A 20,171-nucleotide genomic window follows, 5' to 3' on the forward strand; every position below is an offset into this window, starting at 1 on the left:
GAAGACCTCACCCGCGACCGCCTCGACCTGCCCGGCGCGCTCCTCAGCGTCGCCGCCATCGGCCTCGCCTGCTACGCGCTGACCAGCGGCGTCGAGCACGGCTGGGCCTCCGCCGCCACCCTCGGGACGGTGCTCGGCGCCCTGGTGGCGGGCGCGGTGTTCGTCTGGCACGAGCGCCGCACCGCCTCGCCGATGCTGGACCTGCGGCTGTTCTCGAACGGGACCGTCCGGGGCGCGGCCGTGGCCCAGATCGGCACCGCCATCGCGATGGCCGCCGTGATGTTCGGGCTGATCCTGCACTTCCAGTACGCCTACGGCTGGAGCCCGGTGCGGGCCGGTCTGGCGAACCTGCCGATCATCTTCACCATGCTCGCCGCCACCCCGCTGTCGGAGTGGTTCGCCAAGCGGTTCGGCCACCGGATCGCCTGCCTGATCGGCGCGCTCTGCCTGTCGGGTTCGCTGGCGGGCCTGGCCTGGGGCGTGGACCACGGCTACGCCGCCATCGCGGTCTGCATGGTGGTGATGACGATCGGCCTGCGCACCGTCATGACGATCTGCGCGATCGCCCTGGTCGAGGCGATGCCGGGCAACCGCACCTCGATGGGCACCGCCCTGAACGACACCGCGCAGGAGGTCGGCAGCAGTGTCGGCACCGCCGTGGTCGGCACCCTGATCGCCGCCCTGGTCACCACCCAGCTGCCGGCCGGCACCTGGGACCAGCCCCTGGTCCACTCGTTCTTCCACGGCGAGCGGATCACCTACGCGGTGCTCGCGGTGGTGGTCGGCCTGGTCACCGCCGTCGGCGCCCTGACCCTGACCGATTCGCACAGCACCGACGAGCACGGGGCCGAGCCCGCCGACGAGTCCGCCGGGTCCGGCGCCGAGGCCGCTGGCGGCGGCGTCGGCGCCGGCGGGCAGGCGGACGCACCGGCCGGCGAGCCCGTGCGCTAGCCCGCCCGCCGGCCGGTCCCCCGGCCTGTCCCGACGCCGTCCCGGCCCCCGTCGCACTCCCGCGGCGGGGGCCGTTCCGTCTCCGGGGGACGTTTCCGGAGGCCGGGACAACCGGTGTTCATGTCAGGTTCCTCGTTTCACAACGTTGGAAATACCTGGGCAGCGGTATCAGAGCAGCCCGGCGCGGCGCTGTCCAGCCTCCGCGCAGCACCGCTTCCGGCCGTCCCGGTCCACCCGCAGGTCAGACGCCGACAGGCCGAGTTGACGGGAGATCAGGCGTCGGCGAATTGGCGCGCGACTTCTTGACACCGTCCGACAGGATGGCCCATCGTCCCTCTACATCGTTGGAAACCGGCGGGTAGCCGGTGACTCCCCCACGCAGTCAAGGATGTGATCGGGCGTATGAACCCCACCCTGCGCGCCAAGTCCGCCGTCGCCGCACTGCTCGTCGCGGGGCTGTGCGCGTCGGCGTCCGCCTGCACCAACCAGGGCTCCGGCCAGGGCTCCGGGACGAGTGCCGCGGCGGGCGCGAACAGCGCCGCCGCCCAGCAGGTGGTCTCGCCGTCGGCGAGCGCGAGCGGCCCCGGCTGCACGGCCGACACCTACGGCGCGCCGAAGCTGGACCTGGCCGACGGGAAGACCGTGGTCGGGTTCTCGCAGTCGGAGTCGACCAGCAACCCGTTCCGGGCCGCGGAGACCGCCAGCATCGAGGCGGAGGCGAAGAAGCTCGGCGTGAAGCTGATCGAGCGCAACGCGAACGCCGACGTCAACGCCCAGAACGCGCAGATCCAGGACATGATCGCGCAGGGCGCGCAGGTGCTGATCGTGGCGCCGGAGAACTCCGACGGCCTCGGCCCGGCGCTGGCGGCGGCCAAGGCGAAGAAGATCCCGGTGCTGACCATCGACCGCACGGTGACCGGCGGCGCGTGCAGCGACTTCGTCGCCTTCATCGGCTCGGACTTCTACGGGCAGGCGCAGATCGCCGCGGACGACCTGGCGGGCGCGACCGGCGGGCAGGCGCACGTGGCGGTCCTGCAGGGCACGCCCGGCAACAACGTGTCGGCGGACCGGACCAGGGGCTTCACCGACCAGCTCGCGGCCAAGTACCCGAACATGCAGGTGGTGGCCTCGCAGACGGCGAACTTCGACCAGACCGAGGGCCAGAAGGTGATGGAGCAGCTGCTCCAGGCGCACCCGGACATCAACGCCGTGTACGCGGAGAACGACGGCATGGCGCTGGGCGCGATCCAGGCGATGCGCTCGGCCGGGAAGACCCCCGGCAAGGACATCCGGATCGTGTCGATCGACGGCATCCGGCAGGCCGTGCAGGGCGTGGTGGACGGGCAGTTGGTCGCGGACATCGAGACCAACCCGCGGTTCGGCCCGCTGGCCTTCCAGTCCCTGAAGGACTTCTACGGGACGGCCGGCGTCCAGCCCAAGGTGATCATCAAGGACGGCCACTTCACCAAGGACAGCGCCCAGCAGGCGCTCGCCCAGGGCCTCGTGTACTGACCCCGCCCCGCGTCGCCGCCGGAGCCGCGCCCCGCCCGGGGCGGCCCCGGCGGCGGCCCGCGACCACCCACCGCGCCCCGAGGAGGAGGACCCATGACCGAGGCGGACCCCGCGGCGCCGACCGCGGCCGAGCCCGTACCCGCCGGCACCGGCACCGCGGCGACCGCGGCCGGCCCCGTGCTGACCGCGGCCGGCGTCGACAAGAGCTTCGCGGGCGTGCACGCCCTGCGGGGCGTGGACCTGGTGCTGCGGGCCGGCCGGGTGCACGCCCTGGTCGGCGAGAACGGCGCCGGCAAGTCGACCCTGATCAAGGTGCTGACCGGCGTCCACCGCCCGGACGCCGGCCGGATCGAACTGGCTGGGCGCCCGGCCGCGTTCCGCACCCCGCTGGAGGCGCAGCGGGCCGGGGTCTCGACGGTGTACCAGGAGGTCAACCTGGTGCCGATGATGTCGGTGGCCCGCAACCTGTTCCTCGGCCGGGAGCCGCGCCGCCGGGGCCTGCTGGACGTCCGGCGGATGAACCGGGAGGCCGCCGGGCTGCTGGCCCGCTACGGGGTGCGCGCCGAGGTGTCCCGGCCGCTGCGCGAACTGGGCCTGGGCGCCCAGCAGATGGTGGCGCTGGCCCGGGCGGTGCAGGTGGAGGCGCGGGTGGTGGTGATGGACGAGCCGACCTCCTCGCTGGAGCCGCGCGAGGTGGACACCCTGTTCGGGGTGGTCCGGGAGCTGACGGCGCAGGGCATCGCGGTGGTGTACGTCAGCCACCGGATGGACGAGCTGTACGCGCTCTGCGACGAGGTGACGGTGCTGCGGGACGGCCGGGTGGTGCACGCGGGCGACCTGGCCGGGCTGGGCCGGCGGGAGCTGGTGGCGCTGATGCTGGGCCGGGAGCTGGTCGCGGCCCGGGACCGCACCGCCCGCACCCACGACGCCCGGCGGGCCCACGGGGCGGACGGCGGGCCGGAGCAGCCGGTGCTGCGGGCCGAGGGCCTGACGGTGCGCCACAAGGTCCGCGGGGTGGGTTTCGCGCTGCACCGGGGCGAGGTGCTGGGGCTCGGCGGCCTGCTGGGTTCGGGGCGCAGCGAGACCGCGAAGGCGGTGGTGGGCGCGCTGGGCGCGGACGCCGGGCGGGTGGAGGTGGCGGGCCGGGTGCTGGCGCGGCGCAGTCCGGCGGCGGCGATCCGGGCGGGGGTGGTGCTGCTGCCCGAGGACCGGAAGGCGGAGGGCATCGTGCCGGGCCTGTCGGTGCGGGAGAACATCGTGCTGGCGGCGCTGCCCCGGCTGTCCCGGGCGGGCCTGGTGTCACGGGCCCGGCAGGACCGGATCGTGGAGACCTTCATGACCCGGCTGCGGATCAAGGCCGCGAGCCCGGAGCAGAAGGTGTCGGACCTGTCGGGCGGCAACCAGCAGAAGGTGCTGCTGGCGCGCTGGCTCTGCCTGGGCCCGAAGGTGCTGCTGCTGGACGAGCCGACCCGGGGCATCGACGTCGGCGCCCGGGCCGAGGTCCAGGCGCTGATCGACGAGCTGGCGGCGGAGGGCCTGGGGGTGCTGCTGATCTCCTCGGACGCCGAGGAGCTGATCGCGGGCGCGGACCGGGTGCTGGTGCTGAAGGACGGCGCGGTGGTGGAGGAGCTGACCGGCGCCTCGATCAGCGCGGACGGGCTGCTGGCCGCGCTGGCCCACGACCCGGACGCGCCTGACGGACCGTCGGGAACGGCTCCCGCGAAGGAAATCGACGACACGGACGGAGGTCCCCGATGAGCGCCCTGGCCCTGGCCGGTGCGGCGCGCGGGCGCGGTCCCGCGCTGAGGCTGCTGCGGCGTTACGGCGTGTACGCGGCGCTGGCGGTGCTGTTCCTGGCGGCGGTGGTGCTGGACGGCGGGTTCCTGTCGGCCGGGAACGTGCGCATCCAGCTGTTCCAGGTCGCCCCGACGCTGCTGGTGGCGCTGGGGATGGCGCTGGTGATCGGCACCGAGGGCATCGACCTGTCGGTGGGCGCGGTGATCGCGCTGGCCGCGGCGGTGGTGCCGCTGTACATCGGCTGGGGGCTGCCGGTGGCGATGGTGACGGCGGTGGCGCTGGGCGCGGTGAGCGGGCTGGCGGGCGGCGCGATGGTGGCGTTCACCCGGGTGCAGCCGATCGTCGCGACGCTGGCCCTGATGATCGGGGTGCGGGGCGTGGCCTCGCTGGTCAACGGGGCGTCGGCGAAGCCGGTGACGGACCCGGCGCTGCTGCGGCTGGGCTCGGAGGCGTTCGCGGGCGTGCCGTGGACGGCCTGGCTGGCGGCGGGGTGCGTGGCGCTGACCGCCGTGCTGGTGCACCGGACCACGTTCGGGCGGCAGTTGGTCGCGGTCGGCGACAACCGGCGGGCGGCCCGGCTGGCCGGGCTGCCGGTGCGGCGGGTGCTGCTGACGGTGTACCTGCTGTCGGGGGTGCTGGCGGCGGTGGCCGGGGTGCTGATCATCGGCCACGGCGCGGAGGCCGACCCGGCCAACCAGGGCCGCAACATCGAACTGGACGCGATCACCGCGGTGGTGGTCGGCGGGACGCCGCTGGCCGGCGGCAGCGTGCGGGTGCTCGGCACCGTCGCGGGGGCGCTGTTCATGCAGCTGATCACCGCGGTGCTGACCCAGCACGACGTGCACAGCTCGATCACCAAGATCGTCGAAGCGGCCGTCATCTGCCTGGCCGTGTACGCCTCCCAGGAGCGTGGTACCCGATGAGCCCCACGACCGCTTCCGCCCGGACGGAGCCGCCGGCCCGCCGCCGGCCGACCGCGGAGACCCCCGCCGAACGGCTGGCCGGCCGGATCCGCCGACAGGGCGCGCTGACCGTGCTGGTCCTGGTGGTGCTGGGTGCGGCGGTGTTCTCGCCCGGCTTCGCGAGCACCGACAACCTGGGCGCGATCCTCGGCAACAACGCCTTCGGCTGGCTGCTGGCGCTCGGCCTGACCTTCGTGATCCTCACCGGCGGCATCGACCTGTCGGTGGGATCGATGTACGCGCTCGGCGGGGTGCTGGCCGCCTGGGCGGCCCAGCACCACGGCACCTGGGCGGCGGTGCTGCTGCCGCTGGCGGTGGGCGCGGCCTGGGGCTGCGTGCACGGCCTGCTGGTCGCCCGGGCGGGCATGGCCCCGTTCATCGTGACGCTGGCGGGCCTGCTCGGGGCGCGCGGCCTGCTGCAGCTGATCACCTCCGAGGGCACCAGCACGTACCTGGTGCCGCGCGGTTCGGCGTTCCGGGCGCTGGGCGAGGGCACCTGGACGCCGGTGCTGATCTCCGCCGTCCTGTTCGGCCTGGGCGCGCTGCTGCTGACCAGGACGAAGTTCGGGGCGGCGACCACCGCGATCGGCGGCAACGAGCACGCGGCCCGGCTGATGGGCCTGCCGGTCGCCCGCACCAAGGCGCTGGTGTACGTGCTGTCGGCGACCCTGGCCAGCGCGGCCGGGGCGCTGGGCAGCGCCCGGCTCGGCTCGGGCGTCACCACCGTGGGCGTGGGCTACGAGCTGACCGCGATCGCCTCGGTGGCGATCGGCGGGACGCTGCTGACCGGCGGCAGCGGCTCGGTCGGCGGCACCGTCGCGGGCGTGCTGCTGCTGTCGGTGATCCACAACCTGATCGACCGCTCGGCCTCGCAGTACGGCTCGGCCGTCACCGACACCGTCAACGGCGCCTTCCTGGCCGTGGTGGTGCTGGCCCAGGCGCTGCTCGACCGCGGGCGCCGCGACGAATGAGCGCCGCCCCGGGAGCGAGGACGCAGCGGGCCGATCGGGGCAGTGCCGGAAGAGCGAGGGGGCAGGGCCGTGGGCGTGAGCCTCAAGGACGTCGCGATGCGGGCCGGGGTGTCCGTCAAGACCGTCTCCAACGTGGTCAACGACTACCCGCACGTCAGACCGGGCACCCGGGACCGGGTGCGGCAGGCGATCGAGGAGCTGGGCTACCGGCCCAACGCGACGGCCCGCCACCTGCGCACCGGTCGCAGCGGGATCATCGCGCTGGCCGTGCCCGAGCTGGGCAACCCGTACTTCGCGGACCTCGCCGCGGCGGTGATCGACGCCGCCGCGCACCACGGCCACACCGTCCTGCTGGACCACACCGCCGGGCTGCGGGCCAAGGAGACCCTGGTGTCGCAGGGCTTCCGCAGCCACCTGATCGACGGGCTGATCCTCAGCCCGATCCGGCTGGAGGCGGAGGACCTGCTGCGCCGCCCGGCCCGGCCGCCGCTGGTGCTGCTCGGCGAGCGCGAGTACGACGCCCCGTTCGACCACATCGCGATCGACAACGTGGCCGCGGCCCGGCTCGCGGTGCGCCACCTGCTCAGCCTGGGGCGGCGCCGGATCGCCTTCGTCGGGGCCCGCCGCGACAGCCGCCGGCAGCCCGCCCACCTGCGGCTGCGCGGCTGGCGGGAGGAGATCCTGGCGGCCGGCGGCAGCCCCCGGGACGACCTGGTGGTGGCCACCGACGGCTACGACCGCCTCGACGGCGCGGTCGCGATGACCCGCCTGCTCGACCTGCCGGAGCCGCCCGACGCCGTCTTCGCCTACAACGACCTGGTCGCCCTGGGGGCGCTGCGGGTGCTCGCCGAGCGGGGCGTGCGGGTGCCCGAGGAGGTCGCCGTGGTGGGCTTCGACGACATCGAGGAGGGCGGCTACGGCGCCGTCACCCTGACCACGATCGCCCCCGACAAGGCCGCGATCGCCCGGCTCGCCGTGGACTGCCTGATCGCCCGGATCGAGGCCGCCCCCGACCGGCCCCCGGCCCGGCCCCGCCGCATCCTGCCCGGCCACTCGCTGGTGGTGCGCGAGTCCACCGTCGGCCGCACCGCCCGTCCCTGACGCTCCGTCCCCTTCCCCCGAGGCCCCGAGGACTCCCGTTGCCGATCCCGTCCGCCACCCGCGCCCCGTCCGTCACCCGCAGCCCGTTCGGCGCCCTGCCCGACGGGACCCCCGTCGACCGCTGGACCCTCGACGCCGGGACCGGCGTCCGCGCCGAGGTGCTCGACCTGGGCGGCATCCTGCACCGGCTGGAGGTCCCCGACCCGGAGGGCCGGAGCGCCTCGGTGGTGCTCGGCCGCGCCGACCCGGCCGGGTACGCCGCCGACACCGCCTACCTGGGCGCGCTGATCGGCCGCTACGCCAACCGGATCGCGCACGGCGGCTTCCGGCTCGACGGCCGGGCGCACCGGGTGCCCGCCACCGACCGCGGCCACGCCCTGCACGGCGGGCCGGACGGCTTCCACCGCCGCCGCTGGCAGGCCGCCGCGCTGCCCGGCCCGGACGCCGCCGCGCTCCGCCTCGACCTGCACAGCCCGGACGGCGACATGGGCTTCCCCGGCCGGCTGCACGTCACGGCCGTCTACACCCTGGAGCGCTCGGGCACCCTGCGCCTGGAGTGGACCGCCCGCGCCGACCGCCCCACCCCCGTCAACCTCACCCACCACGCCTACTTCCGGCTCTCCGGCCGGGACGGCGGCAGCGTGCTCGACCACCGGCTCGCCGTCGACGCCGACGCCTACCTGCCGGTCGACCCGACCGCCGTGCCGCTGCCCGGGCCGCCCGCCCCGACCGCCGGCACGCCCTTCGACCTGCGCGAGCCGCACCCGATCGGCGCCCGGCTCGCCCTCCCGCACCCGCAGCTGGACGCCGCCGGCGGCTACGACCACTGCTGGGTGCTCGACCCGCCGCCCGCCCCCGGCGCGCTGCGCCGGGCCGCCCGGCTGGCGGACCCGGCCACCGGGCGCCGGATGGAGGTCTGGACGACCGAGCCCGGACTGCAGGTCTACACCGGCAACGGGCTGGCGGACGACCCGCACCCGCGGCACGCCGGGGTCTGCCTGGAGACCCAGCACTTCCCCGACTCCCCCAACCGGCCCGACTACCCGGACACCGTGCTGCGCCCCGGCGCGGTGCGGCGCAGCACCACCGAGTTCCGCTTCCCGCACCTGGCCGCCCCGCCGGGAGGCCCGGCGTGAGCGGGCGGCGGCGCGGCCCGGCGGTCGCGGGCGGCCGGTCAGCGGGCCAGGGTGCTGCTCTCCCGGACCACCACCCGGAAGCCAGGCGTGATCCGCCGGCCCGGGCCGGTGTAGCGCTGCTCGATGCGCTCCTCCAGGCAGCGGACGGCGAGTTCGGCGATCAGCCGCTTGTCGGGGGCGACGGTGGTCAGCGAGGGGATCGCGTACGCGGCCTCCTCGACGTCGTCGAAGCCGACGATCGCGAGGTCCTGCGGCACCCGCAGCCCGGCCTCGTGGGCGGCCCGCAGCGCGCCGAGCGCGAGCAGGTCGTTGAAGCAGAACACCGCGTCGGGCCGCCGCGGCAGGCGCAGCAGGCGGCGCATCGCCGAGGCGCCGTCGGGGCGGAAGTAGGCCCGGACCGGGGGCCGCAGCTCCTGGTCGGCGGTCAGGCCGGCGCCGGCCAGCGCCTCCTGGTAGCCGGCCAGGCGCTGTTCGGCGGTGGCCCGGGGCGCGGGGTCCTGCCAGCCGATCGCGGCGATCCGCCGGTAGCCCTCGTCGATCAGGTGCCGGGTCGCCTCCCGGGCGCCGGCCACGTTGTCGATGTGCACCCGGTCGGCGACCGGGCCGAAGTCGGCCTCGCCGAGCAGGACCAGCGGGATCTCCCGGGAGCGGGCCAGCAGCGCGGCCCGGTCCAGGCCGAGCGGGCTGAGGATGACGCCGTCGATCATCGGCCCGCCCAGGCCCGAGGCGATCCGCAGCTCGGCCGCCGGGTCGCCGCCGGTGTCGTCCATCAGCACGGTGATGCCGACCCGGCGGGCGGCCGCGATCACCTCGACGGCGAGTTCGGCGAAGTACGGCGAGGGCAGTTCGGGGAAGGCCAGCGCGATCACCCCGCTGCGGCCGGTGCGCAGCCGGCGGGCCGTCAGGTTGGGCTGGTAGCCGAGCCGGTCGATGGCCCGCTGCACCCGTTCCCGGGTGGCCTCCGCGACGGGGGTGGTCCCGTTCACCACGTTCGAGACGGTCTTGACGGAGACGCCGGCCAGTTCGGCCACGTCCTTCAACCGCGGCGCCGCGGCGCCGGTTCCGTTGTTCGGTACGGACAAGACCGCACCCCCTCCTCCCGCCGACCGTGCGCGAGGGAGCGAGGCCGGCACCACCAGGACGCCGCTGTTTCAACGTGAGAATACAAGGTCGCCGATGAACCGCCAGCCTCCGCGCGCCCGCGGCCGGTCGCCGCCCCCGGGCCCGTTCCGCGCACCGGTACCGCCCCTTGCACCCCCACCCCGAAGGAGCGCACCTTGTCCCGTCGATTCCCGCTGCCCGCCGGGAAGTTGTGGCGCAGCGCGCGAGCGGCCGCGGCCGCCCTGGCGCTGCTGGTCGCCGCGCTGATCGGCCTGCCCGGCGTCGGCCACGCGGCCGGCTCGCTGCCGTGCGACCTGTACGCGTCCGGCGGCACGCCCTGCGTCGCCGCGCACAGCACCACCCGTGCCCTGTTCTCCTCCTACAACGGCCCGCTGTACCGGGTGACCCGGGCCTCCGACGGCGCGGCGGCCGACATCGGCCTGCTCGCGGCCGGCGGCTACGCCGACGCCCAGGCGCAGGACCGGTTCTGCAACGGCAGCAGCTGCCGGATCACCCGGATCTACGACCAGACCTCCCGGCACAACGACCTCACCCCGGGCCCGGCCGGGACCGCCGGCATGGGCGACGACCGCGGGGCGGACGCCTCGGAGATCGCGGTCAGCGCGGGCGGCCACAAGGTCTACGGCGTGTGGATCTCGCCGGGCGTCGGCTACCGCTACACCGGCGTCGCCTCGGGCGTGGCCGTCAACGGGCAGCCCGAGGGCGTCTACATGGTCGCCAGCGGCACTCACGTGGGCGCGGCCTGCTGCTTCGACTACGGCAACGCCGAGTCCACGCCCGCCGACACCGGCAACGGCCACATGGACGCCGTCTCCATCGCCACCACCTGCTACTTCCCGCCGTGCAGCGGCAGCGGGCCGTGGATCGAGGCCGACCTGGAGAACGGCATGTTCCAGGGCGACAACGGCTCCAACACCGCCAACCTCGGCAACAGCAGCCCGTTCGTCACGGCGGTGCTGAAGAACAACGGCCAGACCACGTACGCGCTCAAGGGCGGCAACGCGCAGTCCGGCGCGCTGACCACCTGGTGGAACGGGGCGCTGCCGAGCCGGGCCGGCTACCGGCCGATGAAGCAGGAGGGCGGCATCATCCTGGGCATCGGCGGCGACAACTCGAACTGGAACCGCGGCACCTTCTTCGAGGGCGTCATGGTCTCCGGCTACCCGGGCGACGCCACCGAGAACGCCGTCCAGGCCAACGTCGTCTCGGTCGGCTACAACGGCCGCACCGACCTGCCCAACGGCCCGCAGGGCACCGTCACCGGCCCGGGCGGGCAGTGCGTGGACGTCGCGGCCGACGACACCGGCGCCAACGGCAGCGGCGTGCAGCTGTGGAACTGCCAGACGTACGCCGAGGACCAGCACTGGGTGCACGGCGTGGACGGCTCGCTCGGCACCCTCGGGCGCTGCCTGGACGCCACCGGCAACGGCACCGCCAACGGCACGCTCCTGCAACTGTGGGACTGCAACGGCGGCGGCGCGCAGAAGTGGTTCCAGCAGGCCGACGGTTCGCTGCTGAACCCGCAGTCCGGCCGCTGCCTGGACGCGCCCAACGGGAACAGCGCCAACGGCACCCGGTTGCAGCTGTGGGACTGCAACGGCGCCGCGGCGCAGAAGTTCGCGGTGGACGGGGGCGGTCCGGTCGCCGCCCCGGGCGGGCAGTGCGTGGACGTCGCCAACGACGACAACGGCGTCAACGGCACCGCCGTGCAGCTGTGGAACTGCCAGTCCTACGCGGTCGACCAGCACTGGTTCCACGCCGCGGACACCTCGCTGCGCACCCTGGGCCGCTGCCTGGACGTCAACGGCAACGGCACGGCGGCGGGCAGCCAGGTCGAGCTGTGGGACTGCAACGGGGTGGGCGGCCAGAAGTGGGTCCAGCAGGCCGACGGCTCGCTGCTGAACCCGCAGTCCGGCCGCTGCCTGGACGTCCCGAGCGGCAACACGGCCAACGGCACCCGCCTCCAACTGTGGGACTGCAACGGGAGCGCGGCGCAGAAGTTCGCGCTGCGCTGATTGCTGACCGCTGATTGCTGACTGCTGACCGCCGCACCGGCGGGTTCCCCGGGGGCGCCGCACCCCGTGGGGCCCGCCCGGCCGTCCGCGCCCGTTCGGGTCGGGCGGAGCGGGCGGGGCGGGCGGGTCGGGCGGAGCGGGCGGGGCGGGTGGTCAGGTGAACTCCTGCTGGCAGCGCTCCAGCCAGTCGAGTTCGGCCTGGAGGTGGAGGACCTCGCCCTCGATCAGCAGCCGGGAGACCTCGTGGTCGGGCGACCGGTCGGCGGTGGCGTGCAGGCCGCGGATGGCGGCCAGGCAGTGGGAGCGCTGGAGGTCGATCAGGGCGCGCGGGTCGGCGAGGCGGGTGCGGGGGGCGAGGACCAGCTTGAGGAAGAACTCCTCGCGGACCTTGCCGCCGTCCGACGGGCGGGCGAACCAGTCGGCGAGCACCCGGCGGCCGTCCTCGGTGAGCGCGAAGACCCGCTTGGCCGGGCGGCCGTCCTGGGCGACGTCCTGCCCCTCGATCAGGCCGGCCTTCTCCAGCCGGCCGAGCGTGACGTAGACCTGCCCGTCGTTGGTGCGCGGGTAGGCCGGGCCGAACGTGGACTCCAGGGCACGCCGGAGCTGGTAGCCGTGCGCCGGGCCGGTGGCAAGCAGCGCGAGGAGCGGAAGCCGCACTCGGGTGCCTCCCTTCGAGGTGAGTGGGGGGAGTGCGCCGTGCGGCCGAACTTCGTCGGTCGTACGCCGGGCGGCTCTCCTGGGCTCTGGCCTACCCCGTTGTGCGCCCCCTTATTCGCCCTGATTCGCCCCGACTGGTGGCACTCGCCGTCTCAAGAGGTGACATCTTCCTCTCCAGGCTCCTGGACATGCTCTTTAACCTCTACCTAACATCTAGGTATCCCCGACGAACTGACGCGTTGTCAGCCGCCGCGGGCCCGTGCCTGTCAGCGCGACCCCCCTCGCGCGCTCCCGTGAAGGTGACGCATGATCACGTCCGTCGTCCCCGCCGACCCGCCGCGCCCCGCGCAGGCCGTCGAGGCCCCCGCCGTCCGCACCGCGGACGGAGTGCTCCCGGAGGAACGGGCGGCGGCCGCCGCCCCCGACGCGCTGTGGTGGCGCGACGCGGTGATCTACCAGGTGTACGTGCGCAGCTTCCAGGACTCCGACGGCGACGGCATCGGCGACCTGCAGGGCGTGCGGGCCCGGCTGCCGTACCTGAAGCGGCTGGGCGTGGACGGGGTGTGGCTGAACCCGTTCTACCCGTCGCCGCAGCACGACCACGGCTACGACGTGGCCGACTACAAGGGCGTCGACCCGGTGTTCGGCACCCTGGAGGACTTCGACCTGCTGGTCGAGGACTGCCGGAAGCTGGGCCTGCGCCTGGTGCTGGACACCGTGCCCAACCACTGCTCGGCCGAGCACCCGTGGTTCCTGGAGGCGCTGGCCGCCGCCCCGGGCTCCGCGTCCCGGGCCCGGTTCCACTTCGCGGACGGCCGCGGCCCGGACGGCGGGCTGCCGCCGAACAACTGGCGGGCGATGTTCGGCGGCCCCGCCTGGTCCCGGATCACCGAGCCGGACGGCACCCCCGGCCAGTGGTACCTGCACATGTTCACCCCGGAGCAGCCGGACCTGAACTGGCGCAACCCGGAGGTGCCCGTCGAGTTCGAGAAGGTGCTGCGGTTCTGGCTGGACCGGGGCGTGGACGGCTTCCGGATCGACGTGGCGGCGGGCCTGTTCAAGCACCCGGAGCTGCCGGACTCCCCGGACCCGGAGGCGGACGAGCGCACCCGCGACTCGGTCAACCCGCTGGCCTGGAACCAGCCGGAGGTGCACGAGGTGTGGCGCTCCTGGCGGGCGATCTGCGAGGAGTACACGGCGCTGGACGGGCGGCAACGGCTGCTGGTCGGCGAGGCGTCCGTGCCGACCCCGGCCGAGCAGGCCATGTACGTGCGCGGGGACGAGCTGCACCAGGCGTTCTTCTTCCACCTGCTGCACGCGCCGTGGGACTCCGAGCACTTCCACCAGGTGATCGACGCGGCGGTGCGGGACATCACCGCGACCGGCTCGACCGTCACCTGGGTGCTCAACAACCACGACCAGGTCCGCACCACGACCCGCTTCGGCAGCCCCGAACGGGCCCGGGCCGCCGCGCTGCTGATGCTGTCGCTGCCCGGCGCGGCCTACCTGTACCAGGGCGAGGAGCTGGGCCTGCCGGAGGTCGACGACCTGCCGGACGAGGTGATCACCGACCCGATCTTCCACCGCACCGGCAACCGCAAGGGCGTCCGGGACGGCTGCCGCGTCCCGCTGCCGTGGGCCGGGGCGAAGGCGCCGTACGGGTTCAGCCCGGAGGGTTCGGCACCGAGCTGGCTGCCGCAGCCCGCCTCGTTCGCCCGGCACACCGCCGAGCGGGCGGTGGCCGACCACACCTCGCCCTACCACCTGTACCGGGAGGCGCTGCACCTGCGCCGGCTGCTGCCGCAGCTGGGCGAGGGGACGCTGCGCTGGATCGAGACGCCGCCGAACGTGCTGGCCTTCACCCGGGGCGACGGCCTGCTGGTGGCGACCAACTTCGGCACCGTCCCGGCCCCGGCGCCGGTCACCGGGCAGCCGCTGCTGTCCTCCGGCCCGTGCCCGGCCGGGGTGCTGCCGCCGGCCACCACCGCCTGGTGGATCCTGCCGCGCCGCTGACGCCCGGCCCTCCCCCCTCCCCCCCCTCCCCCCTTCCCCCGGAAGCCGACCGGTCGGCTTCCGGGGGAAGGGCTCCCCGGACACGCCCGAAATCCACAGCGAATTCACACCGGGCGTCGAGGTTGGGACGCTTGGGCCGGAAATGGGCCGCCGATGGCCGGGGCTTTACCTTTCGGGCGACCGAAATGACCCGTTCGGGCGTTCACATCGTGGACGCGCCGTCGATGGACGCAGGTCAGCCCTGGGACACTGGTGCGGACCACCGGTCCCCACCCCGTCGGCCGACGCGTGTCAGGCGCGCCGCCGACGGTCCTCAACGGCGAGGAGGACCAGGGGCGCCCCCGGGACGGGAGCGCCCTCGTGCGCCATCCGCTCCACGGAAGGTTGTGCCCGAATGCCGGCCACCCCCACCCCCGCCGCGTCCACCGACACCGGCGCCCGTCTGATCGAGCCGCTGTACCAGGAAGTCCTGCGCCGCAACCAGGGCGAGAACGAGTTCCACCAGGCGGTCCGCGAGGTCCTCGACACCCTCGGCCCGGTGCTGCTCCGGCGCCCCGAGCTGGTCGACGCCCGGATCGTCGAGCGGGTCTGCGAGCCCGAGCGCCAGCTGATCTTCCGGGTGCCGTGGTCCGACGACCGGGGCGGCGTCCACGTCAACCGCGGCTTCCGGGTGGAGTTCTCCAGCGCCCTCGGCCCGTACAAGGGCGGGCTGCGCTTCCACCCCTCGGTCAACCTCGGGATCGTCAAGTTCCTCGGCTTCGAGCAGATCTTCAAGAACGCCCTGACCGGCATGCCGATCGGCGGCGGCAAGGGCGGCTCCGACTTCGACCCCAAGGGCCGCTCGGACGCCGAGATCATGCGCTTCTGCCAGTCCTTCATGACCGAGCTGCACCGCCACCTCGGCGAGTACACCGACGTCCCGGCCGGTGACATCGGCGTCGGCGGGCGCGAGATCGGCTACCTGTTCGGCCAGTACAAGCGGATCACCAACCGCTACGAGTCGGGCGTGCTCACCGGCAAGGGCCTGGGCTGGGGCGGCGCCCAGGCCCGCACCGAGGCCACCGGCTACGGCTGCGTGATGTTCACCGAGGAGATGCTGCGCACCCGCGGCGAGAGCCTGGACGGGCAGCGCGTGGTGGTCTCCGGCTCCGGCAACGTGGCGATCTACGCGATCGAGAAGGCCCGGCAGCTCGGCGCGACCGTGCTCACCTGCTCCGACTCGACCGGCTACGTGGTCGACGAGAAGGGCATCGACCTGGACCTGCTCAAGGAGGTCAAGGAGACCCGCCGCGGCCGCGTCTCCGACTACGCCGAGGCCCGCGGCGCGCACGTGAAGTACGTGGCCGGCACCGGCGTGTGGAACGTCCCTTGCGACGTGGCGCTGCCCTGCGCCACCCAGAACGAGCTGCACGAGGCGGACGCCCTCGCCCTGGTCCGGGGCGGCGTCAAGGCCGTCGCCGAGGGCGCCAACATGCCCACCACCCCCGAGGCCGTCCGGGTCCTCCAGGAGGCCGGCGTGGCCTTCGCCCCCGGCAAGGCCGCCAACGCCGGCGGCGTCGCCACCTCCGCGCTGGAGATGCAGCAGAACGCCTCCCGCGACTCGTGGACCTTCGAGCACACCGAGGCCCGCCTCGGCGAGATCATGAAGCACATCCACGACTCCTGCCACACCACCGCGGAGAAGTACGGCAGCCCCGGCAACTACGTGGTGGGCGCGAACATCGCCGGTTTCGAGCTGGTCGCCGACGCGATGCTCGCCCAGGGCCTGATCTGACGCCCCGCCGATCCCCCGGGCCCGGACCGCCGTCGCGGTCCGGGCCCTTCGCGGTCGGGGGCTTCGCCTTCCGGGGCGCTTCGCCGTCCGGGCGCTCTGCCGTCCGGGCGCTTCGCGGTCGGGGCGCTCTGCCGTCCGGGCCCGGCGGCAGGTCAGGCGCGGAACCCGGCGTGCACGTGGTCGTGGTGGGTGGTGTCGCTGAAGAACTGGTTCGCCGTCGCCCCGCCGGACAGCTGCCGCGGGCCGCCCACGTTGTAGGAGCCCGCCGCCGCGGCCGCCCGCATGAAGGAGTCCACCAGTTCGGCCGGGGTGGCCGGGTCCACCACCGCCCGCCCGTCGATCCGCCAGGTGTCGAACGCCCGCCCCTGCGGGTGGTCGCTCCGGCGGTCGGTGCCGAACACCAGCAGCGGGTGGCCCGAACGCACCACGCTCACCTCGAAGTCGTACGTGCCCGCCAGCGCCAGCATCGCGGTGAGCGGCGCGTCGTGCACCTGCCCGCTGCGCACGTCCGCCACCGCCGCCGGGGGCAGCGCGATCCGCGGCTGCGCCAGCACCCTGGTCGCCGGATCGCCCAGCGTCGCCGCCACCGCCCCGGGGTCGGCCGGGTGCAGTGCGGTGACGCTCCACCGGGGCGAGCCGCTGCTCAGCCGGACGTCGACCGTGCTGCCGGTGGACACCGGCGCGCCGTCCGGCCCGGCCAGCCACTGCCGGCACACCACCAGCACGCTCGCCGAGTCCGCCAGCAGCCCGCCGTACTGGGCGTACACCACCTCCAGCGCCGCCCGCGGGGCGTCCGCGAGCAGCGGGCCGCCCTGGTCGGCCAGCCCCGGGTCCACCCCGAGCGCCGCCACCCGCTGCCGGGCCGCCGCCACCCCCTGCCCGCCCGGCGGCCACCCGCCGATCGCCTCCACCACCTGCACGGCGCGCAGCTTCACGTCCGGCTGGAGCTCGCCCGGGCCCGGCTGCCAGGCGGCGGGCGCGGGGAAGGCGGCGCTCACACCGGCGGTCGGGCTGCCGGTCGGGCTGCCGGAGCTGCTCTGGCCGCCCGGACTGCTCTGGCTGTCGGGGCTGCTCGGGTTGTCCGGGCCGCTCCGGCCGGTGGACGAACAGGCCGTCAGGGCACCGCCCAGCCCGGCCAGCAGCACGGTGCGGCGGCCGGGCAGGTGCAGGGGGGACGGCGGCGGGAACGGGCGGGACGGGTGGGTGCTCACCCGGCCAGTGTCGGCCGGGGGCGGCGGTTCCGGTCGGCGCGACCCGCCGACCGCGACCGGCCGGTCAGCAGGTGACCGCGCCCTTGCGCAGGGCGTGCTTGCCGGTGTTGCTGTCGTCCGACCAGTAGACGGGCTTGCTGCCGCCCACGCACTCGTCGGCGCCGGCCAGCGTGAAGCCCTCGTTGTTGAGGTTCGACATGCCGGAGGGGCGCTTGTAGACCGCGGTGGGGGCGAACGCGCCGCTGCCGTCGACCCGGAAGGTGCGCAGCTGGCCGGAGCAGGTGTCGTCGCAGACCACCCACATCCGGTTGGCCTGCGGCTCCCAGGACAGCTCCATCACGCCGGCCATGCCGCTGCCGACGGTGGCGACCCTGGTGAAGCCGCCGGCCTCCAGCAGGACGTAGCCGTAGACCGTGCCGGTGCCCTCGACGCCGACGAAGAACACGCCGCCGGTGTGCGCCGCGTAGCGGCCCGGGTCGTAGGCGGCGCCGGTGGAGGCGTCCTTGAAGCCCGCGCCGGTCAGGTAGCCGTCGGGCACCCAGGTGACGCCCTCCAGCCCGGCGTTGGAGCCGGTGGAGGGCAGGTCGGGGGTGAGGTTCCACTCGCGGGTGGCGGTCAGCGTGCCGCCGGTGCCGGAGACGTCGTAGCGCAGCACGGAGAGCCGGCTGGTGGAGGAGGAGTCGGCGTTGCGCTCGCTGGAGACGTACACGCCGCCGGCCGAGCCCGCGCCGGTCACGGTGACGCCCTCGTCGTCGGGGGTGCCGATGCCGCCGGGGAAGCGCAGCGACTTGCCGGAGCCCCAGCCGTTGGCGGTGTCGGGCTTCCAGCCGCCGGAGCCGTTGGGGATCAGCCGCCATAGCTTGCCGGAGTTCTGCGCGCCCCACATCACGCCACCCTCCTGCTGGAGGCCGGACAGGTCGGAGCCGAACACGCCCGAGGCGTCGGCGGTGGTGACGCTGGAACTGCCGGGCCAGGCCACCGCGCTGGGGGCGGCGGAGGCCGGGGCGACGGTCAGTGCCCCGGCGACGAGGGCCGCCAGGGCGAGGGCGGCCGACGGCCGGGCGAGTCGGCGGCGGCGCTCGGGGGTGCGCGGTGGGGTCACGGGTTCCGTCCCTCGGTTCGGTGGGTGGACACGGCTGCGGGAGCGTCCGCGGAAACAGCGTCGCCCAACCTCCCGACCCCGCCCCAACGGGACACCACCGCGATCCGGCCCCCTCATGAACGCCCGACGAACCCCCGCTCCCGCCGCCCCCCTGCACAGAACCCGTCGCGCCGTCACCACCCCTCCCGACGTTGACCACCTCGGGAAGCCACTGCGCGCCCGATGGCGTCGACGAGCCGGGGGTGGCGGGTGAAGACCCGTCAGGGAGGCGGCGCACCGGCTCGTCCCGGTACCGGACGGACCGCTGGACAGGTCGCCGTGCGGGAGGTGGCGGTCGACCCGACCGCCTGTCCCACCTGTCCCGCCCGGCTCGGCCGACTCGGCCGACTCGGCCGGCAAGCGTCCGCACGGGTCCGTTCCGCCCCCGCGCCGCGCCCGACCGGCCGTCTTCCGGGGCCGGATCGGCTTAGCGGAGCATTATCCGCGGCTTGGATTCCGCCTAACCTTCCCGCCCGCCACCCGGGCCGCAGCGGCCCCGCACGCCCCTCGCCCACCCCGGGGCGCCCTCCGGCGGGCCTTCGGACGGTCGGGTGCGGGGGCGGTCCGGGGGTGTTTTCCCTGCTGTTCGCCGAAGTTCGCCCGCTGACCGGAATCTGACGTCACGCCAGGTCGGGTGTGCGGGACGGACGGTGACGGTGGCCGAATGCCGCCACCGGCCAACTGCGTTCCGATGGCCGACTCTTGTCAATTGGTATAGGCCAATCGTAGCCTTCGGACGGCTCGCGGTGTGCAGGGTCCACACCGCGCCGGCCCGGGGTCGCTCCCCGCGGTCCGCAGGCAGACGTGCCCGCTCCTCCCCCACGACCGACCCGACCTTCCCGAGGAGAACCATGTCCTGGTCCCGCCGTCTGCTCGCCGCTTCCGCGGTGGGCGCGGGCGCCCTGGTCGCCACCACCGCAGCCGCGGGCAGTGCCGCCGCGCACGGCGCCATGTTCGGTCCGCCCAGCCGCATCGCGGCCTGCTACGCGGAAGGCCCCGAGACCCCGAAGTCGCAGGTCTGCAAGGACCTCGTCGCGGACAGCGGCACCCAGCCGCTGTACGACTGGAACGAGGTCAACATCGCCAGCGCCAACGGCCAGAGCCAGCAGATCATCCCGGACGGCCACCTCTGCTCGGCCAACCGCGACAAGTACCGCGCCCTGGACTGGGCCCGCACCGACTGGCCGGCCACCTCCACGACGGCCGGTGCGAAGACCTTCGACTTCCGGGTCACCGCACCGCACCAGGGCAGCATGAAGCTGTACATCACCAAGGCCGGCTACGACCCGACCAAGCCGCTGAAGTGGTCCGACCTGGACCTGGCCGCGCCGGTCGCGGTCTACGACACCGCGCGCACCTCGGACAACGGGTACTACCACGTCAACGTGAACCTGCCGCAGCGCACCGGCCGCCAGCTGGTCTACATGGTGTGGCAGCGCTCGGACAGCCCGGAGGCGTTCTACGGCTGCTCGGACCTCGACTTCGGCGCCGCCACCGCCGCGGCCGCGGTCGGCCCGCAGGCCGCGAACGCCCCGCTCGCGCCGACCCAGGCCCAGATCGACGCGGGCGCCGCCCGCTCGACCGTCTCGCACCACGGCCACGGCGGTGACCTCACCGCCGCCGAGGCGGTCGCGGCCGCCTCCGGCACCGCCGCGGTGAACCGGCCCGGCCAGGGCGACCTGCTGCTCGGGCTGGCCGGCGCGGCCCTGCTGTCGGCCACCGCCTCGGGCGTGTACCTGGCCCGCCGGATCCGCGGCGCCGCCGTCTCCGCCTGACGGCCCATGGACGCCTGACCTGTGTCAGGCGGG

At 74.7% G+C, this 20,171-nt stretch carries 14 protein-coding genes and 1 pseudogene; 11 read left to right on the plus strand and 4 right to left on the minus strand.

Features of this window, described 5'->3' with window-relative positions:
- The 7 genes from ACIQVD_RS25545 to ACIQVD_RS25575 all read left to right on the plus strand — a co-directional run.
- Positions 1-951 (plus strand): MFS transporter (locus ACIQVD_RS25545; protein ID WP_402291815.1); only part of this gene is annotated, 951 nt, incomplete at its 5' end.
- A 402-nt stretch (positions 952-1,353) separates the two neighbouring features.
- Positions 1,354-2,463 (plus strand): ABC transporter substrate-binding protein, encoded by a 1,110-nt coding sequence (locus ACIQVD_RS25550; protein WP_400680894.1) that lies wholly within the window; start codon positions 1,354-1,356, stop codon positions 2,461-2,463.
- A 93-nt stretch (positions 2,464-2,556) separates the two neighbouring features.
- The gene (locus tag ACIQVD_RS25555) at positions 2,557-4,221 is read left to right on the plus strand and encodes a sugar ABC transporter ATP-binding protein (RefSeq protein ID WP_402291816.1); all 1,665 of its coding nucleotides are present in this window, start codon (positions 2,557-2,559) and stop codon (positions 4,219-4,221) included.
- Positions 4,218-5,183, plus strand: coding sequence for an ABC transporter permease (locus tag ACIQVD_RS25560; RefSeq protein WP_400680889.1), 966 nt, complete (start codon positions 4,218-4,220; stop codon positions 5,181-5,183). The genes ACIQVD_RS25555 and ACIQVD_RS25560 overlap by 4 nt, the downstream gene beginning before the upstream one ends.
- Positions 5,180-6,193 carry an ABC transporter permease gene (locus tag ACIQVD_RS25565; RefSeq protein ID WP_400680885.1) on the plus strand — a complete coding sequence of 338 codons (1,014 nt, stop codon included), beginning with the start codon at positions 5,180-5,182 and terminating at the stop codon, positions 6,191-6,193. Before ACIQVD_RS25560 ends, ACIQVD_RS25565 begins: the two co-directional genes overlap by 4 nt.
- A 69-nt stretch (positions 6,194-6,262) precedes the next feature.
- A complete protein-coding gene (locus tag ACIQVD_RS25570; RefSeq protein WP_402291817.1) occupies positions 6,263-7,294 on the plus strand; it encodes a LacI family DNA-binding transcriptional regulator in 1,032 nt (343 codons plus the stop codon).
- A gap of 38 nt (positions 7,295-7,332) precedes the next feature.
- On the plus strand, positions 7,333-8,430 hold the full coding sequence (locus ACIQVD_RS25575) for an aldose epimerase family protein (RefSeq protein WP_402291818.1): 1,098 nt from the start codon (positions 7,333-7,335) through the stop codon (positions 8,428-8,430).
- A gap of 38 nt (positions 8,431-8,468) precedes the next feature.
- On the opposite strand, the gene ACIQVD_RS25580 is transcribed toward ACIQVD_RS25575, so the two are convergent.
- Positions 8,469-9,512 (minus strand): LacI family DNA-binding transcriptional regulator, encoded by a 1,044-nt coding sequence (locus ACIQVD_RS25580; RefSeq protein WP_100834584.1) that lies wholly within the window; start codon positions 9,510-9,512, stop codon positions 8,469-8,471.
- Positions 9,513-9,707: 195 nt separating this feature from the next.
- On the opposite strand from ACIQVD_RS25580, the gene ACIQVD_RS25585 reads away from it, so the two are divergent.
- Entirely contained in the window at positions 9,708-11,567 is a 1,860-nt protein-coding gene (locus ACIQVD_RS25585; protein ID WP_402291819.1) for an arabinofuranosidase catalytic domain-containing protein, read from the plus strand.
- A gap of 153 nt (positions 11,568-11,720) precedes the next feature.
- Here ACIQVD_RS25585 and ACIQVD_RS25590 read toward each other — a convergent pair whose 3' ends face one another.
- The gene (locus ACIQVD_RS25590) at positions 11,721-12,224 is read right to left on the minus strand and encodes a PadR family transcriptional regulator (protein ID WP_111555578.1); all 504 of its coding nucleotides are present in this window, start codon (positions 12,222-12,224) and stop codon (positions 11,721-11,723) included.
- Positions 12,225-12,530: 306 nt separating this feature from the next.
- Between ACIQVD_RS25590 and ACIQVD_RS25595 the strand changes: the two genes are divergently transcribed.
- The gene (locus ACIQVD_RS25595; RefSeq protein WP_400680872.1) at positions 12,531-14,237 is read left to right on the plus strand and encodes a glycoside hydrolase family 13 protein; all 1,707 of its coding nucleotides are present in this window, start codon (positions 12,531-12,533) and stop codon (positions 14,235-14,237) included.
- A gap of 394 nt (positions 14,238-14,631) precedes the next feature.
- Entirely contained in the window at positions 14,632-16,011 is a 1,380-nt protein-coding gene (gdhA, locus tag ACIQVD_RS25600) for an NADP-specific glutamate dehydrogenase (RefSeq protein WP_402291820.1), read from the plus strand.
- A gap of 152 nt (positions 16,012-16,163) precedes the next feature.
- Here gdhA and ACIQVD_RS25605 read toward each other — a convergent pair whose 3' ends face one another.
- Together ACIQVD_RS25605 and ACIQVD_RS25610 are read right to left on the minus strand one after the other, a co-directional pair.
- The gene (locus tag ACIQVD_RS25605; protein WP_402291821.1) at positions 16,164-17,222 is read right to left on the minus strand and encodes a hypothetical protein; all 1,059 of its coding nucleotides are present in this window, start codon (positions 17,220-17,222) and stop codon (positions 16,164-16,166) included.
- Positions 17,223-17,286: 64 nt separating this feature from the next.
- Positions 17,287-18,204: pseudogene (locus ACIQVD_RS25610) on the minus strand (hypothetical protein); the annotation flags it as partial.
- 1,010 nt (positions 18,205-19,214) lie between these two features.
- On the opposite strand from ACIQVD_RS25610, the gene ACIQVD_RS25615 reads away from it, so the two are divergent.
- Positions 19,215-20,138: a lytic polysaccharide monooxygenase gene (locus ACIQVD_RS25615; protein ID WP_402291822.1), complete on the plus strand. Its 924-nt coding sequence runs from the start codon at positions 19,215-19,217 to the stop codon at positions 20,136-20,138.
- Positions 20,139-20,171: the final 33 nt, after the last annotated feature.

It is taken from the genome of Kitasatospora sp. NPDC090308 (assembly GCF_044769485.1).
Taxonomy (GTDB): domain Bacteria; phylum Actinomycetota; class Actinomycetes; order Streptomycetales; family Streptomycetaceae; genus Kitasatospora; species Kitasatospora fiedleri.